Annotated in this window: 12 protein-coding genes; all 12 read right to left on the reverse strand. The window is 62.9% G+C overall.

The window, feature by feature from the left end; genetic code table 11:
- Nucleotide 1: 1 nt before the first annotated feature.
- The 12 genes from CDV44_RS00420 to CDV44_RS00475 all read right to left on the reverse strand — a co-directional run bounded on the left by CDV44_RS00420 (nt 2) and on the right by CDV44_RS00475 (nt 17,943).
- Nucleotides 2-676: an alginate O-acetyltransferase AlgF gene (locus tag CDV44_RS00420; protein ID WP_087686242.1), complete on the reverse strand. Its 675-nt coding sequence runs from the start codon at nt 674-676 to the stop codon at nt 2-4.
- Between the two features lie 2 nt (nt 677-678).
- Nucleotides 679-2,160, reverse strand: a complete 1,482-nt coding sequence (locus CDV44_RS00425; protein ID WP_087686243.1) for an AMP-binding protein — start codon at nt 2,158-2,160, stop codon at nt 679-681.
- Nucleotides 2,161-2,190: 30 nt separating this feature from the next.
- On the reverse strand, nt 2,191-2,430 hold the full coding sequence (locus tag CDV44_RS00430) for an acyl carrier protein (RefSeq protein WP_058376277.1): 240 nt from the start codon (nt 2,428-2,430) through the stop codon (nt 2,191-2,193).
- A gap of 27 nt (nt 2,431-2,457) precedes the next feature.
- Nucleotides 2,458-4,035 (reverse strand): MBOAT family protein, encoded by a 1,578-nt coding sequence (locus CDV44_RS00435; RefSeq protein WP_087686244.1) that lies wholly within the window; start codon nt 4,033-4,035, stop codon nt 2,458-2,460.
- A gap of 80 nt (nt 4,036-4,115) precedes the next feature.
- A complete protein-coding gene (locus CDV44_RS00440) occupies nt 4,116-5,162 on the reverse strand; it encodes a cell division protein FtsQ (protein WP_087686245.1) in 1,047 nt (348 codons plus the stop codon).
- Nucleotides 5,163-5,244: 82 nt separating this feature from the next.
- Nucleotides 5,245-6,267: a twin-arginine translocation pathway signal gene (locus CDV44_RS00445; RefSeq protein ID WP_087686246.1), complete on the reverse strand. Its 1,023-nt coding sequence runs from the start codon at nt 6,265-6,267 to the stop codon at nt 5,245-5,247.
- A gap of 38 nt (nt 6,268-6,305) precedes the next feature.
- The gene (locus CDV44_RS00450; protein ID WP_249277354.1) at nt 6,306-8,996 is read right to left on the reverse strand and encodes a tetratricopeptide repeat protein; all 2,691 of its coding nucleotides are present in this window, start codon (nt 8,994-8,996) and stop codon (nt 6,306-6,308) included.
- 35 nt (nt 8,997-9,031) lie between these two features.
- Nucleotides 9,032-10,729 (reverse strand): glycosyl transferase family protein, encoded by a 1,698-nt coding sequence (locus tag CDV44_RS00455; protein ID WP_087686248.1) that lies wholly within the window; start codon nt 10,727-10,729, stop codon nt 9,032-9,034.
- Nucleotides 10,730-10,748: 19 nt separating this feature from the next.
- Nucleotides 10,749-12,899 carry a hypothetical protein gene (locus CDV44_RS00460; RefSeq protein ID WP_087686319.1) on the reverse strand — a complete coding sequence of 717 codons (2,151 nt, stop codon included), beginning with the start codon at nt 12,897-12,899 and terminating at the stop codon, nt 10,749-10,751.
- Nucleotides 12,900-13,161: 262 nt separating this feature from the next.
- Complete coding sequence (gene wecB / locus CDV44_RS00465) at nt 13,162-14,322, reverse strand: non-hydrolyzing UDP-N-acetylglucosamine 2-epimerase (RefSeq protein ID WP_087686249.1); 1,161 nt, start codon at nt 14,320-14,322, stop codon at nt 13,162-13,164.
- 525 nt (nt 14,323-14,847) lie between these two features.
- The gene (locus tag CDV44_RS00470) at nt 14,848-15,477 is read right to left on the reverse strand and encodes a MotA/TolQ/ExbB proton channel family protein (protein WP_058376284.1); all 630 of its coding nucleotides are present in this window, start codon (nt 15,475-15,477) and stop codon (nt 14,848-14,850) included.
- A gap of 48 nt (nt 15,478-15,525) precedes the next feature.
- A complete protein-coding gene (locus tag CDV44_RS00475; RefSeq protein ID WP_087686250.1) occupies nt 15,526-17,943 on the reverse strand; it encodes a TonB-dependent receptor in 2,418 nt (805 codons plus the stop codon).
- Nucleotides 17,944-18,043 lie beyond the last annotated feature (100 nt).

Below are 18,043 nucleotides of genomic sequence, written 5' to 3' on the forward strand. Positions count from 1 at the left end.
CTCAGCGCTGATAAGGATCCGTCGCACTCAACTGTCCGCGCAACACCGGTGCGCCGGGCGTACCCACCAGAAACAAACTGTAGTGATCGCCCGGGGCCAACGCGGGCAGCGCCAGCGTTTTCGACGAGACCGCGCCGCACGCGGACACCAGCGTCGCTTTCACCGGATTGATACCACGCGCCACCGATGCGCCCTGCCCCACGTTGTCGAACAGTGTCGGGCCGGACGGACTGACGCTGAGTTGCCCGCCTGCGCATTGCGCGCTCAGGTTGTAGAAGCGCAACTCGGCCTTGAGCCCATCTTCAGTGCCGCCCGCGTCGGTCAGGACCGTGAACGTGAGCTTGCCGCCTTCACGGCGTGGCACCAGCGTGTTGAACGTGTCGGGCGCGACCTGAAGCGTGCCCGCGGGCTTCCCGTCGATGACGATCGGAAACGCGTCGTTGCCCTTGACGATGGCATACGTGCTCGCCACCTTCTCGCCCGAGAGGGTCTGAACAGGCCCCTTGGCAACCTGTGCGCGCATCGGCGCGCCGCCCGGGTTAACCACACGGACGAACGACGAACCCGCGGGCGGCCGGGCAGCGTAGAGCTGGGCAAAAATTCCCTCGGCACTGGCCACCCCTGTACCGGCAGCTGTCATCGCACACACAAGTGCCATCGTTCGCAACATCTTCATTCTTACGACTCCGTATTCGCGGTATTGCCGGGGCGCATGCGCGCCGCCAGATACATCCGCTCCAATTGTTTTCGATCGGCCTTGTCGCTGCTCGTCGTCGGAAAGCCGTGACAGACGAGCAACTCGGTGGGGATCATGTACGGCGGCAGACGCTGGCTCAGCAGGGCCTTCCAGTCGGCCAGTGCATCCGGGATCGGATGCAGGCCCGCCGGACCGCTCGTCTCCGGCTCCACGAAGCCGATCATGCGCACGATCACGCCGTCCGGGCGACGCAACGCGACCGCAGCCCCCGCGCGAATGCCGGGCAGCGTGGCGAGCGACGCGTCGACCTCCGCCAGCTCTATCCGATACCCGTGCATCTTGATCTGATCGTCGCGGCGACCGCGAAAGGTCACGAGCCCCTGCGCATCGATCTCACCAAGATCGCCACTGCGGTAGGCCCGTTTGCCGTGATGCAAGAACAGACGCGTCTCGTTGAGATCGGGTCGATTCAGATAACCGCGCATGACGTGATCGCCTGCCATGCAGATCTCGCCGTCGTCGATGAAGACCTCGGCATAGGGCTTGGCCCGTCCGATCGGGAACGGCAACGGTGCCGCCGCCCGCAGCGCGGGGTCGATTTCCACCCAAGTCGTGGAACAAGTGGCTTCCGTCGGCCCGTACGAATTGACGATGCGGACTTCGGGAAAGCGTTGCCAAAGCGCTTCGGCGACGGTGGGCGTGAGTGACTCGGCACCGAAAACGAACATCCGCAGGTCCGGTAGATGCGCATGGTCGAACTCGGGATTGAGCAACTGCTGGCGCACGAACGACGGCGTCGACGCCCACACGTTCACTTGCGTCGTCGCGAGATAACGCGCAAACGCGGCCCGGTCGGCGATGACCTCTCGCGGGCACAAAACGCAGCATCCACCAGTGGCCAGCGCACCGACCCAGTTGAACAGCGAGAAATCGAAGCTGAACAGCATCTGGTCCATGAAGGCGGGCGCCGGGCCCGGCTTCACGTCGTCGCGAATCCATCCCGCGAACAGCGCAACGCTTTCGCGCCCGATCTGCACGCCCTTCGGGTCGCCCGTACTGCCCGAGGTGAACATGATGTAGGCGAGTCCGCGCTCTGCAAGCGCCGCCCCGTGCTGTCCCGTCGGTACGAACTCGCGGGACTGCGCATCGAAGCGCAACGGCGCTTGTACGAGCTCACCGATGCGCACAATGCGCGACTCCGGATTGATGACGTCCACGGGGACGAACGGCACGCCCAGACACAGGCACCCCAGCATCGCCACGAGAAAGGCCGATTCCTTGTGACCCGAAATCACCATCGGCACATCAGGCAGCGCACCGGCTGCCGTGGCCTGCGTCATCCATTGTTCGGTCGCGCCGTGCAATTGCGCCCAAGTGAGCGCGCCTTGCAGATCCGTTACCGCAGGCACGTCGGGCGCGTGCGCAATGTCGGCGAATGCCAGCCGTTCGAAATCGAAATACATGGTCTAACCCTCCGGCGAGGCGGCCGGCGCTCAGGCGCCTTTCTGTTCGGCAATGAATGCCGCAAGCGTCTGCACCGATTGCAGATACACGTCGATCTCCGACGGCGGCACCTTCACGCCGAATTCGCGCTCGACCGCCAGCACCACGTCCACGGCCGAGAGCGAATCGACCAGCCCCGAATCGATTAGCAGCGTGTCGGGTTCGACCTGCGTGAGCACGATGTTGCCGACGATGTCGGCGAGTTTGCTTTCGATGTCATTGATGTTCATGAAACGACTCCCGCGAATGACGCGAAATCAGAATTGAAAATAAAGGAAACGCGTTTCCTTATGGAGATTCACCAGGCAAAGAAACAGCAGCGCGAGCGTGACCGACAGCCATGCCGGGTTGGGTTGCCAGCGCATGAAGCGGCGTGCCGCTTCCTGAACCTTGAACAAGGCGGGTGAATATCGCCCCAGAATCTGGTGCGCATTCGGTGTGAACCAGACAATGCCGAGCAGCACGACCACATAGGCCAGTTGCAAGTGGTGTCCGATGAGCAGACGCCATGCGTCGCCGAAGCTCGCACCGTCGAGATAGCTCAGCGACGGCCAGGCTTCGAAACCCCGCAGCCCGGTCATGCCGCTCAGCAGCGACAGGGCGTCATGGACGCCGTTTGCGCGGAAAAAAGCCTGTGCGACCAATACGGCGACGAACGTCAATCCCACCGACGCGACGTGCGCCGGCCAGCGAGGGACATGCGACTTGGGGCGACGACCGACGACGAAGATGCGCCAGCCGTGATTGACCGACAGATAGGCGGCATGCAGCAAACCGAACACCAGAAACTGGAAGCCGGCACCGTGCCACACCCCGGCCAGTCCCATCGTGAAAAGTGTCGGCACGACGATGGTGCTCGCAAAGCCCGCCGGTGTGCGCGCGCCTTCGGAGCCCACCGGCAGACCGCGCGCACTGCGGTATCGCGAGATGGCCATCGCCGCCGGGTAATACAGGTACGACGTGAGGTAGCGCGTGAGCGTGATGTGCCACCGCGCCCAGAAGTCGATCACGCTCGTCGCCTTGTACGGCGAATTGAAGTTCAGCGGAAACCGGATGCCGAACATCTTTGCCAGTCCCAGCGCCATGTCGGAGTAGCCGGAGAAGTCGAAGTACACCTGTAGCGCGTAACACAGGCTAGTTCCCCAAGCCGCCCAGAACTGCAAGTCGCCGGGCGACGCAAAACCCGCGTCGGCATAGGGCGCAATCGCATCGGCCAGCAGCACTTTCTTGGCCAGGCCAATCACGAACAGCATGCCGCCGATGGACAGATTTTCGGCCTTGAAGCGGTAATTCTCCCGCTGCGCGAACTGCGGCATCATCTCCTTGTGATGCAGGATCGGCCCCGCGATCAGGTGCGGGAAGAACGTCACGAACAGCACGTAGCTGAGCAAGCTGCGCTCTTTGACGAGCCCCGCACGGCAATCGAGCAGATAACCGATCTGCGTGAACGTGAAGAACGAAATCCCCAGCGGCAGCACCAGCGTATCGACGCTGGAATGCGTGAGACCGAGATCGTGCAGAAAGCCGAACAGCGCCGCGAAGTATTTGTAGTGAAACAGCACGATCAGGTCGACACCCACGCCGACGGTGACAATGACGTTCTGTACGCGCGCACGCCCCACGTTGCGTAACACGCCCTGACTCACGACGTAGTTGAACGCGATCGAGAGGGCCAGCAGCGCCACGAACTGCGGGTTCCACCAACCGTAGAACACGAACGACGTCAGGCAGAGCCAGAACGCTGCGAGACGCAGGTTGATGGCACCGCTGAGGTAGTGTCCCGCCAGCGCCACCGGCAGAAACAACAGCAGGAACAGGTAAGAGTTGAACAGCATCGGATATCGCGCTTGGTATCGTTTGGAATCGTTTGGAATCGTTTGGTATTGTTTCGTGTCGTATCGTCAGACGTTGCCCGTCAGGGCAAACGGGCCAGCACGGATTTCTCGTCGTCGCTGAGCGGCAGCGACAACGCGTTCTCCGAGAACTCCCAGATCACCAGCTTCAAGCTCTTGGGCCACTGCGCGCGCTGCTTGAGCGCCACGGTCAGTGCCCCGGCAAAATCACCGCCGTCCATACTCATATTCCAGACCTCGCGCCCCAGATCGACGCCCAGCCATTCGGCGAAATTGCTTCGTCGCCCATGCGAACTGCCGGCGAGCATCACTTCGACCGGTGGTGTTTCATCAAGCAGGCCGCCGCTGCGCAACGGCGCAATGTGCTGCGCCGATGCCTGATCGGGACGCGGCCGCCAGCCGTCGTGTGCATGTTCAAGACCTGAGAGCGACAGCAGATCGCCCACGCGCGGTTGGGCGGGCGCGGGGGTACCGACATCGAACGCTTGTGCACCCTTGCCCGGCAGCAATGCCAGACCGGCTTGCGCGACGGTGGCCGCAGCGGACTTCGCGCCCTCGGCATTCATGTGGACGTCGGTGCGGAAGAACATCGGCCGGTCGTGCTCGGCGAGCGTCGGACGCAGATCGACGAACGGCACGCCATTGCGCTGCAAGGCCGCCTTCACAATATCCATGCGAGCGAGCATCGCCGCCGACACGGGCTGACCGCACAAATGCGACGACTCGATGCGCGCCTTGTCGGGCACCGCCACCACCAGCACGTTGATGCCTTGTGCGCGCACCTCGCCGAGCCAGTAATGCATGAGACGCAGACGATCCTCGAACACGGCATCCTTCGTGCCGGGCTTCGGTCGCATGCCGTCGCGATAAAACATCCATTGCGGGCACCCCATCGCGACCTGCTCGCCCACGTCACCAAGCATCCGGTAGCGCACGGCCGCATTCCACGTTTCAACCGTCTCCTGCGCCGGCAAACGCAACGATTTGTTGAGCGCATGGCCCGCCGTCCCGTCGAGCCACGCGGACCCATTCAGTTGATCGCGATCGAGTTGCGCGTGTGCGAGCGTCCACGCGCCCCACGCGAGACCTGCGGCAAGCAATGCGGCCATGACAAGCGCGTTCAGGCGGTGCGATGGCACTGACGATGGTGACGCCGATGCCGACAAGGGGGGCTTGATGTCTGGCACGTGCTCAGTTCCCCAATGCGGCCTTCAGACGCTTGCGCCAGACATCAGGTGTCATGATCGAGGCGTTGTCCCACAGACCGGCGGCATCCGGACCCTGCGAATACGCGGGTTCGAAAATCTGCCAGACGAGCACTTGCGGCTTGGTTTGCTTGAAGGCCGGCGACTCGACGTATTCGAGCAGCATTACCCATTGCCCAACGTTCCCGGGTTTCCAGTTCACCGAGACGGGACGATCGAGCAAGTTCGAGAGCTTCTGCGGAAAGCCGAAGTACGGCTGCATCATGCTGTGGCCAGTGATGTGCACCGGCGCCGGCGCATCGTCGAGCAGATTCTGGCCGTCGGACGGGCGACGTACCGTAAACACCTCGCGCCCGATCTTCTTGCGATCTTCCGGCGTCAAAAACAGTTCGGCCAGATCGCCATAGCGACGGTCGTTGACCATGCCGCCCAGCGGCATGCCCGTGCCCGGCTTGCCCGACAGTTCCGGCACGTCCTTGCGGATCATTTCCGCCGTCGCCTGCGCCGTCGCATCGGCAGCGACCTGCGTCCAGTGCTGATCGGTGCGGTAGTAGACATCCTGACCGCCGTCCTTGATGCGGCGCAGAATCACCTCGTCGTCGAACGTCGAAATGCCTGCGGCCTTCAGCTTGCCCAGAATCGTCGTATAGCGCGCCTTGACCTCGGGGCTCATGACTTTGCCGTCGGGCAGCTTGTCCTGATAGAACAGCGATTTGTCCGGCAGCAACAATACTTCGAGCTTGATGTTGTGTGCCGCGAGCGCGTCGCGCGCCTCGATCACCAGCGCCGTGTTCGCGTCGATACCGCGCGTGTCGACTTGCGTGAGGCTGCCCCAGCCGGGAAACAGCCAGTTGTCCTTGCCGCGCAAGATGAGCGTAGACGCGTCTTGCGCCTGTGCAGCCCCCAAGGCAAACGTCAGCACACAGAGGCTCAGGCGACGTACGACGCCCGCGGAGAAATATCGCAATGGGCGTCGCGAAGCGCGAGGTTCGGAAGCGTACGGCGTCATGTTGCAACTCCTCGATATCGATTGAAATCTGTCCCGCATCAGTACGACAGCGTGAAGGTCATGAACAGGCCCTTCGCCCGATCCGCCTGCCCGCCGCCGATGTTGAAGCGATACTGCGTAGCGAAGTCGACGTACGACCTCGCCGTGTTGTAGTGGTCCGAGCGGAAGTAGTACCGGACGTTGAAACCGACGCCCGCCCCCAGCGACCACGAACTGCTGTTGCCGAGCAGTTCATAGTCGTCTACGCCATTGATCGGCAGCCCCTCGACCCGGTCGGCGTTCTTCAGCCAATCGCCCCCGAGCACGACGTACGGATACAGCACGAGATGCTCGTCGATCTGGTCCATTCGGAAGCTTTGCCCTGCACGCACTTCGAACGCAGCGAAGTACTGACGCCGCTTGACCTTGCCGGACGTGCGCGCGTCGGTAGCGCCGGTATCGTTGTTCGTGAGCCAGAGGTCGGAGGGCAGGTCTTGCCACGAGTAACCGGCCTGCACATAGCTCTCCAGCGTGAACCAGCTCGGCCGGTCCATGCGCAGCTCACTGCCGATGTAGTGGCCGTACGTGGCGTACGCCTGCCAGCCGCCGTTGCCTGCATTCGAGTGGTAGTTCGCGGTCTGGTTACGCTGATTGAGCGCGCACTGAAGATCCTGTCGCAGCGGCTGGAAGGTGCCCGAGCGCGTCGCCGATCCGAGCAGGAACTGGCGCTCCAGACCGAACGTCAGACCGAGATCGGTGGACGGCGTGAAGCGCATGCCGAGAATGCCCACGGTCGTCGGAAAACCCGAACTGCCCCGGTTCGACGTCGGGTCGATGTTGATGGGTGCCTGACTGCAAGGATCGAGGCCCGTCTGCGCGATCGTATTGCCGCCTGCGTCGTACAGCGTGTTCGACAACTGGCCATAGACTTCGAAGGCGTGATTGTTCGCGTTCAACCAGCCACGCGGGCGCCAGAACACTTCTGCCGTGCTGAACACGGCATTGCCCGGCACCGAGATCGCCGCACCGCCCAAACTGCCCCCGGCCGGGCGCGCACCGCGATACCCCACGGAGACCGTCGCGCCCCACTGGCGCGACACATCGGCGATGGCGCTGCGCGTGTCCAGCAGTTGCTCGGGTGTGAGCGATAACCGTTTGGCGTCGTAATCGTCGATGGCCTGACGGAAGGTGGTCTCGGCTTCGGCCTTTTGACCGGCGGCCGACAGCGCGTAACCCTCGGCGAGCACCACATCCGGCGAGGCTTTGCCGGTCGCTCGCGCCGCCCGAAAATCGTCGACGGCCAGTGCCGGTTCGTTGATGCGCTGGCGAAGGTAGCCGCGCTGAATCAGCAAATCCGGGTCGCCCGGCTTCTCCGCCAGCGCCTTCTCAATGCGCTCACCCGCTTCCTTCGTCTGCGCCGAGTCACCGGCAGCGAGCGTTGTCGTCAGCAGGCTTTGGTAGATCGGACTCTTCGGATCAAGCTCGACCGCACGGCGTGCTTGCTTGATCGCTTCCTGATAGTCCTCGCGGTCGTACGCGGCATAGGCTTGCGCCGACGGCCCGCCGTAGCCGACCGTGTCGTAGGGCAGCAACTCGTAGACCGTGCCGTAGGGGGTTTCGCGCGGGTCTTGAATCGGTGCCGGGAAATTGATCTGCGTGAGTGCCTTGGGCGCACGCGCACCGGAACGCGCGAGCTTCAGACGCTTCTTGACGGCGTCGTCCTTCGCGTCAAGCGGCGCCACCAGCGCAATGGCACGCGCATGATCGCCCGCCGCAAGGGCAGCATCGGCGGCGATAAGCCGAACGTTGCGCACCTGCCCATCGTCGAGCCAGTCCTGTTTGATGGCCTCGTCGAAGTCGGCGTCAGCCAGTGTTTTCTTGCCCTGAAGCTGTCGCAGATAGCCGCGCATCTCGAGTGCGACCGTGTTCTCGTCGTTCTGAGTGAGCGCATTGCTGGCGGCGTCTTCCGCCTCGGGCAACTGATTGTCAAGCATGAACGCGGAAATCAGCAGCAGGCGATAGCTGTCGTCCTCGGGGGCCAGACGCACGGCCTCCTGCGCAAGCGGAATGGCGTCCTTCGGCTTGTTGTCGATGATGGCCTGATAGCCGGCGCTCGCCGGGTCCACGGCCATGCGCGCCCGCAGCACCTGAATACGCGCTTTCAGATCCGACGTATTCGGTGCGCCCAGCGACATCGCAGTTTCGGCGGCACTCACGCCTGCGTCGAACTTCTCCTGTGACTCCAGTCCGGCGATCCAGAGCAATGCCCATTCGCCGCGCGACGGATCGATACGAAACGCTTGTTCCGCATGGGTCGACGCCTCCGCGTATTGCTGCGCGTTGTATTCCGAGTACGCCTGTGTCGCAATCGGAAAAGCGCGTCGATAAGCCTCCGTCGGTGGTGGCCCGCCCGCCTGTGCGCCGCTCAGATTCGTATTCGCGTCGCGCAATGCGGGTGTATCGAAGCCGTACTTGAGCGCGCTGTCGACGGCCTTGTGGGCGTCGTCGATCTTGCCTGCGCGTTGCAGCGAATAGATGAGCAGCATGCGAAGACGCAGCACATCGGGGCGCAGGCGAACAGCGGCTGCGGCCGCCGTCGCCGCCTGCTCGAAGCGTCCCGCCTGATAGTGCTTGTAGGCCTGATCGGCCAACTTCCAGGCCTGCCCGGACAGCGGCGCTTCGCCAGACGGTTTGCCGGCGTGTGCCGTCGCCTGCGCCATGGCGGGCGAGGCCGGCCAGCAGCAGGCCATGGCCGTGACGAGAAGAAGCGTTCGGAAAGGCGGCATCATGTCGCAGCGGGGGAAATGTCGTTAGGCGGCAGCGACGGCGCGATCACGCCCTGCTGGAACGAGATGGCTTCATGCAACGTGGCTTCGTCGAGCCAGCCCAGTTGCATGAGAATTTCGCCGAGCGGACGTTTCTCGCGCGCCTGTGTCTCCAGTGCGAATGCCAGCTTAGTTTCGTCGATGGCCTGCCACGACAGCAGCAACTCACCGAGACGCTGACGCTGCTGGGTGATCTGATCGGTCGACGGGAAGTCGTGCATCGTCTTGTCCCACACGAGACGCTTGCCCGTGATGAGATGCACGATGAACAATCGCCACGCGCGTGCAGCCGCCATCGCGTTGATGAAGTTGCCGATCACCATGCGAGGTGCGGCCAAGAGCGCGTGTTCCCAGCCGTACATGTGATACACGAAGAAGCTGCGCTGACACACACGCAACGCGAGCGCCACGGCGTTCACGCTCATGAGCGTCATGACCCAGCCGCCGGGCGGAAAGATCGACGGGTAGTAGATCGTCCACCAACCCATGCGGTCTGCCAGCAGGAACAGCGCGAAGTTGATCAGCAACACGTAGGCCATGATGGCGATGAACGATGTCGCCAACCCCTTGCGATCACGGAACAGCAGATATTTCGTCGCGAGCGAACCTGCCCAGCCGACCTGCACCCAGCCTTGCAGCCCAATGCCCAGTGTCCAGCGTGCCTTCTGCCGGTACGCGGTTCTGAACGTGTTGGGGAAATACTCACGAATGCCGAGCGGCATGCGGATCGTCGAGATCTTCTCCTTGCCGAAGCCGAACATCCGCCGCCGCTTGATCACATACTCGACCGGGAACTTGCCGAAGATCTGCTTCATGCCGCGTCGCGCCAGACGGGCGCCGATGTCGTAATCCTCGGTCAGCGTGTCAGTGTTGAACGGCTGGTTGTCGGTCTCGGCAGCGAGCTCTTCAAGGGCGCGGCGCGAAAAGCAGGTCCCCACGCCCGCCGACGGCACCATCTTCGACAGGCTCTCGCGCACCACCAGATCCTTGGTGTGCCATTCGGCGAACTCGTCCATGTACGTGCCCGCGACAAGTTCGTACCATTCACGCTCCAGCGACGTCACAGGCAACTGAATGAAGTCGATGCGCGGCAACAGATAGTTGTAATACTTGAGCTCCAGCGGGTGGAGCACGTCTTCGCTGTCGTGGAGAATCACGCCCGCGAACGGCTCCGGCTGCTGCTGGTTCTGCTTGAAGATCGCCTGAACGATCCAGTTCAGGCAGTCCGCCTTGCAGGTCGGTCCGTCGTGCGGCACTTCCACGCGCACCAGTTGCCGATAGCGGCGGCGCATGCGCTCGACTTCCGTTTTGGTCCGCTCGTCGTTCTGATAAGTACCGACGAAAATCATGTAGTTCTTGTACTCAAGCGTGCCCACCATGCTCTCGAGCATGGCGGCGATCACGTCGAATTCGAGCCACGCGGGCACCATGATCGCGAGCGGCTGCTCTCGCACGTCGCGCAACTGCGCCGCCTGCAACGGCGTGTAGCGTCGCTTGATGAACAGTGAGCGGTAGACCTGGCGCACCCAGTACCAGGCATCGACGAACAGATCGTCGATGCTCGATAGCAGGATGAGAACACCAACCACCGCGCTGGCAATTTCCAGCGCGTGATAGTAGTCGGCGACCAGATACGGCCAATAGAGCGAGGAGATCACGGCGGCGCGTCTCTACCGGTCAATGGCTGTCTTGTTTCTTGCGACCGGCGCGCAGCGCCAGCACGAGAATCAGCAGCAGCACCAACAGGGCAATGGCAACGGCCGGCACGCCCCACGAGACATAGCGGCGCCACTCGTAAAACGCACTCTCTCCCGCGCCCGGCGGCAGGCTGGCATCGGGGTTGCTGCTGTCGATCCACGCGACCGGCCCTGCTGGCCCGATGATCGCGAGATTGCCGCGATTGAGCAGGAACGGCTCACCCACTTCGACCTGCGGCGCACCGACGGCGTACCACAACAATCCGTCCTCACCGCCGCCGCGCACCACCTCTGCGGTCGACAGATTCTCCAAACCAGTGATGTCCAGCCACTTGGCATCCTTGCCGCCGATTTCCAGACGCTTGCCATCCGACACGCTCACTGTCGGCTTCGCGCCATCGATCGGCACCTCCATCGCGACGAACGGTTTGACCGGCTTCACGCTCTTGTCGGCAGCGGCAACCGTCAGCTCCGTGCGCGACGGGGCGAGCCCGCTGGCCGACGCAATACCGATCACGCGGCGGATATTGGCCGGGGCGTCTTCGAGATAGCGCGCGGGGACGATCAGTTGCGGGTTACCGGCCATGAGCGGCAGCAAGCCCACGAACGTGCCGTCCGGTTCGGCCTTGCCCGGGCGGATGTAGCTCGCCGAAGGCAGCACATTGACCGGATAGGCCTGCGGAATTTCATCGCAGTTCGCCGAATACGGCTGACGTTGCACCGACACGCGCAGGTTGTTGTTCACGCCGAGGACGTAGCCCGGCACACGGGCCTTGAGTTGCTCGGGGCGGCCATTGGCGTCGAGTTGCTTCGCGGCCAGCAGAATGCCGTTCCAAAACACCGTCGCCACCGGCTTTGACGCCGCAGGTCCCGGCGCAGCGGCGAGATACAGCGAAATCTCGCCCGGCATGCGGCCGTCTGACGCCACCGCACCCAGCGGGAAGCTCACGGTCCAGTCGCCGCGGGCGAGCACGTCGAAACTATCCGATGAGCCCCCAAGGCTCGACAAGCGCACTACCTGCTTGTCCGCGATGTCCGGCGTGCGGGCGACCGGCACGGTCACATTGTTCGAGAGCAACAGACGGCGCAGCGAGTTGTCGAAGAGCCCCGCTGCCTGCGCGCCTGCGTCGCCCGCGATGGCAATCACCGACTGACTGCCCATGGACAGCAGGCGAATCTGCTTTGCACCCAGCGCGTCATTCGCCAGCGGCGCACGCTGATCGCGCCATGCCTTGAAGGCCGCAGCGGCATCGCTATCCGAGGCGAGCTGACCTTGCAGCGCGTCGAACGCAGCGGCGAGGCGCGCACGCATCGCCGCGTCGGCCACCACAACGTCACCGCTGACCGACGGCGCGTTCATTGCCAGCAACGCACCCAATTCGGCGTCGTTGGCCAGCTTGTGTGTCGCGGTGCTGTCACGCAGCGCGGCAAAAGCCGGCACGCCGGCGAGTGCTGCCGGCACGTTGACGCCGCGTGTATCGACAACATCGCCCACGGCGGGCAGTGCCCTTACCTGCACGCGCTTGCCGCTACGCTCAAGGGCTACACCGATACGCCAGGCGCTGTCGAACGCTTCCTGACCCAGCGTCTTCGATGCGATAAGCAGTGCCGGTGCACCGGGGAGCGTGCCCCACGCGTCATCGAGACTCGACACCGATTTCTGATCGATGCGATAGGTCAGCCGCGTCTGCGGCGTGATCGTGACCGAGTTCGCAATCGAGCGATCAGGCTCGCAGCGATAGGTGCCCGTGCGGGAGTGCCAGTTCACCGAGAAGCGCACGAAACCGGTGTCGCGAGGACGCGCCGACACCGCGAGATTGCGTTGCAGCGGCCCGTCGCCATCAGGCACCGACTGCGACGTCATGGGCTGGCCGTCGATGGAAAGCACCACCGACGCTGCACCGGGCTCCCCCTTCAGATAGCGGCCGTCGAACGTGATCGACGCATCGGCAAGCGGCAAGCCCTTGGGCACCGGCAGATAGAAGTCCTGACTCGCATCTCCCGACAGCACGATAGGCGCCGTGATGCCCAAGTCGGCCAGTGCGATGCTGCGTTGCAGATTCACACCCGAGCCAAGGGCACGCACGCCGTCGCCCAGTGCGCTGGCGTGCGACGCGAGCGGCGCGCACATGCCGAGCACGGCAAGCACACCCGCCGTCGTCGCACACAGGCGGCCCAGGGGCGTACGGGGTGCACGCGTCGCAGGCGATACCGAAGATACCGAACGGGAAAGGTCGCGGGTCATTCGGCGGCGTGCAGTCAATGTGTTGAGCAACGGCATGGAATATCCGTAGTGGGGCGCACGGTCCGCGGGGGCGGGCGATGCGGGGTTGGACGGAACAGGTGGCAGCGCAGGTGTCGGCAGAGCAGTCATCGCGTGAGTCCCCCGCCTGTCAGGACACAAGGCCGGTGGCCGGCGCATCCGGATCGAACTCGCTTACCGTGCGTCCGCAAAGGGCCGCCACGATGCGTTGTGAGGCGTGACCGTCACCGTAGGGATTCACGCGCCGCGAGAAGGACACGTGGTACGCGATGTCATCGAACAGACGGGTCACGGCCTCGACGATGCGATCACGGTTGGCGCCGACGAGTGCAACCGTGCCGGCGGCGACCGCTTCCGGGCGTTCGGTCACATCACGCATGACCAGTACCGGTTTGCCGAGATACGGTGCTTCTTCCTGCACACCGCCCGAGTCGGTGAGAATCACGTACGCGCGCTGCATGAACCAGACGAAATCGACGTAATCGAGCGGATCGATCAGATGCACATTGTCGAATCCCGCGAGCGCCGTCATCACGACCTCGCGAACGGCCGGATTCAGATGCACCGGGTAGACGATCTGCACGTCGTCGCGCTTGGCGATATCGGCGAGCGCGGCGCAGATATTGCGAAAGCCATCGCCGAAGCTCTCGCGGCGATGCCCTGTGACAAGCAGCAAACGGCGCGAACTGTCGAGCCACGGGTAACGCGCGGCGACCTCCTTGGCCAGCGGCGAATCGTCGCGTAGCCGCTCCATAAGCGTCGCCAGTGCGTCGATCACGGTGTTACCGGTCACGGCGATCCGGCCCTGAAGGTTCTCGCCCAGCAAGTTCGCTCGGGATGTTGCCGTCGGCGCGAACAGCCAGTTGCCGACTGCATCGACCACGCGGCGGTTCATTTCCTCGGGAAAGGGTTTGGCCAGATCGCCGGTGCGCAACCCCGCTTCCACGTGCCCGATAGGAATGCGCCGATGAAAGGCGGCGAGTGCACACGCAGACGCCGTACTCGTGTCGCCATGCACCAGCACGTAATCCGGCACTTCCGCCTCGAGCACAGCGTCTACCCGGGCAATGGCGCGCGAGAACAGACCGTTGAGCGTCTGATTGGGCACCATGACTTCAAGGTCGTACTTGGCCGAGAGATTGAAAATCGACATCACCTGATCGAGCATCTGGCGATGCTGCCCCGTCACGCAAACCACGCTATCTATGCCGGGCTCGCGATCGAGCGCCGTCACGAGCGGTGCCATCTTGATGGCTTCGGGACGTGTACCGAAGATCGACAGGACTTTCATCGTTTTGTGTTCCGGTCATCGCCTGCTGGCGCCATACGGCATAAGGCATACGGCGTGCAGACGTTACTCGCCCCGGGGACTTCGGACATGGGGCTCTCAGACATGAGGTCGGAATGGTAGTGGCGACGCTATGACACGTACTTCGTTGTCCGATACATTGGTATCGGCTGCCTGCGCGGCGAAGACCAACAGACGACGCCGGCCGTACGGCCAGTGTCGCAATACCTCCTCCTGCCACTTGTTTCGCACCGGATTCAGCGGCTCGTTTTTTCTACAGTGCGAACTTGATTTGCCGGATGGTATCGATCAACCGTCCCCATACAGTCCCCCCATTTGCGATGTGCCTCTCGCTGTCGCGCATGAGCAACAGCGTTTTTCACTGGGAAATCAAGGGTTGACGGGCGTCAAAACAAAAGAAAAAGCCCCGTGCAATGGCCGCGAAAACGGCATCGCACGGGGCGAACATCGGTACGGCAAAGGCTGATCGGCGACCTGACCTACGGGGTCACCGTCTTATGCGTTTCATCACGCCTGCCGCTGCAACCGCACCACATTGTCTTGCGAACCCGGTTGAATACCGGCACGCAGGAGCAGGATCTTCAGGTGATCGCCGATGCGCTCGATACGATCGTTGAAGTGATTGAGGAACACGAGCACGAACAACGCCGTCGAGATACCGAGTGCGGTCGCGTACAGCGCCGTCCCGATACCGGCCGACACGCCCTTGGCATCCGAGATCCCCGACGCGGCGAGCGACGAGAACGTATCGATAATGCCGAGAATCGTACCGAGCAGGCCGATCAGCGGTGCCGCCGTCACGATCGTGTCGAGCATCCACAGACGCTGCTTGAGCTTGGACTTCATCGCGAGATACAGCGCAGCCGAGAGCTGCTCCATGTCTTCACGCGAATGAGCGTCGGCACGCGCCTTGGCCAGTGCACGCAGCGCATCGGCCGGCACACTGTCATTGCTCTCGAGATGTTGCGTGAGATCGTCGAGCGTACGGCCTTCGCCGAGCAGCATCGCGTCAAGCTCACGAGCGTGTTTGTTCGTGTAGCGATAGAAAATCAGACGTTCGATGCTGATGAACAACGCCACGACCAGGCACGCGTACATCAGGAAAAACGACAGATCATGTAGCACCTGAGTGTTCATACGAAGGTTCCTCTTTCAAATTCGTGAGTGCGAAAGCAGCGGCTCGCCTCACTGGAAGTCGGCAGACAACGACACAGACAGCAGTCGCGGTGCGCCCAGGTAGTAATAAACCGTGCCGCTGCCGCCGCCGACCTGCACGCTCGACGGGTTGCGATACTGGCGATTGAACAGGTTGCTGACGTTCACGCGCACGGTCGGGTTCTTGAAGAAAAACGTGTTGTTGAACCGGTAGCCTGCATCCAGATCCACGGTGGTGTACGACGGTGCGACTTCGTCGTTCATGAGCGTGGCGTACTGGCGCGCCGTGAACTTCGTCTGCGCACGCACGTACCACTTCGGCTGGGCGTACTGAATCGACAGACCCAGCAGCCACGACGGATCCAGCGGGTAATCCTTGCCCGACGTCTGCATCGTGGTCGTCGCCGACGTTTGCAGGTTGTCGAGCTGGCGGCTGTGATTGTTCGTGATCGAGGCGTACGCCGACCAGCCGTGGAACGGCACCGTGCCGAATTCGAGCTGGAAGCCGTAATTGCGCACGCGACCGGCGTTCGTGTAGACCGAGTTGTTCAGGTTCGGGTCGTACGCGGTGGCCTGACGGTTCTTGTAATCGACGTAGAACAGCGAGCCCGAGAACACACCCAGACCGCTTTCGTTGCGATAGCCGATGTCGTACACGTTCGACGTTTCGGCCTTCACGTTGCCCGTCACGGTCGCCTGACCGTTCACGAACGTCACGTTGCCGTTGGTCGGCGAAAACGCGAAGTTGGGCGGCGCACGGAAGTTCATCGCGTAGCTGGCATAGACCTGATTCGCGTCGTCGATCGAGTAACGCACGCCGGCCTGCGGCAGGAACGCGTTGTAGTCCTTGACCACGTTGTACGACGTACCCGAGTTGCTGCCCTCGTTGGCGAAGTTCGTGAAGTCGCGGCGCACGTGCGGCGTACGGAAACCGGCCGTCACGTTGAGCTTGTCGGCGAGCATCGAGATCGAGTCGGCGGCGAAGAACTGCCACGACGTCGACACCGTCTTCCAGTTACGCGATTCGTACGGTTGTCCCGTCGGGCCGGTGATCTGGTTGTCTTGCAGCCAGATGTCGCTGGCGGTACCGTCGGCATTCACGAGCACGGCCGGGCCGGTCTGACGGTGCACCGCACGCTCGAACCACACACCGGCTTGAATCTGGTGGTTGCCGAGCTGTTGCGTCACCGTCGTGGTGATACCCGGGCGGTCGGTGCGCGTCACGCTGCTGTTCGCCACGATAATCTTGTCGAGCGTGTCGCCGTCGCCGTTCAGATCCTTGCCCAGACCGGTCTTGCCGGTGGCCGGGTTCAGGAAGCCGGTTTCCGAGAGCACGTACTGCTGCGTGCCGCCGGTGCCGAAGCCATACCAGTAGTACGGCTGAATCTTCACCTGCGTGGTCGGCGTCAGACGGAACACACCGGTGACCGACGCGATCACGTTTTCAAACGGGTTCTGCGACAGCTTGTAGTACGCCGGGCTTTGCGACGCTTCGTTCTGCGCCGTGCCCTTCACAGGCGGCAGGTGACCGGCGAACTGCGAAGCGTAGTCGCCGTAGTAGCCGTTCTGGTTGAGCTGCGCGAGCGACGGGTTGTAGATGTTGTTGTTGATCGCACGGTTGTAGTTCAACGTACCCGTGACGTAGTTTTCCTTGTTGAGATCCAGTCGGAAGCCGAAGTCGACGTGATCGCGCTTGGCCTTGCCTTCACCCTTCCACTTGTCGATTTCGGCGTGCGAGTACGACACGAAAATCTTCGCCATGTCGTTCGCGAAGCGGCCCGAGTCCAGACGCACGAACGAGTTCGTGAGGTTCAGGCCACCGACCGTTTGCGACACGCGCACGCGCTTCTCGTTTTCCGGTTCGCACGTGACGATGCTGACGTTACCGCCGGTCGAGCCGACGTGCGGGGCGTCGAGATCGGTCGCGCCCTGCGTCACCGACATACCGCAGGTGTTCGAGTTGTCGAGGAATTCCTGCGGATACACGGCGAAGCTGCCCGAGTCGTTGACCGGCACGCCGTTGATCGTGAAGCCGATCTGGTCGGAGTTGAAGCCGCGAATCGACAGACCGCCACCGAACAGGCCCGACGCGTCGTAGCTGTACGTCGACACGCCCGGCAGCAGGCCGATCGACTGGAACACGTTGCCGGTGGCACGTTCCTTTTCGATTTCGGCGCGCGTGACCGTGCTGCGGGTTTTCGGTTCGTCTTCACGAACCATGAGGCCGGTGCCGAGGTTGTCGCCGTCGCCGGTGATGGTCACCGTGCCGATGTTCGACGTGCCCGAAGCACTGGGGGACGCCGTGGCAGCGGCGGGTGCGGCATTGGTATCGGCGCTCTGTGCGTGTGCGACGCCAGCCTGAAGCAGCAGCACGTGAACAGCGATCATGGACAGACGCAATGCGGGATGCTTGAACGGCTTGCCGGCCGTCGTATGTAGATCGTTCATCTCGGTCTATTCGTTATGGTTACGGGTGCCTGGATTGCTGCGGCAAAAACGCCGCCGCGGTTTTTTTCACGTGGCGCAGGGCCGCGTGGTCAGCGTGAGT

Source organism: Pandoraea sp. PE-S2R-1, from assembly GCF_002179865.1.
Classification (GTDB): domain Bacteria; phylum Pseudomonadota; class Gammaproteobacteria; order Burkholderiales; family Burkholderiaceae; genus Pandoraea.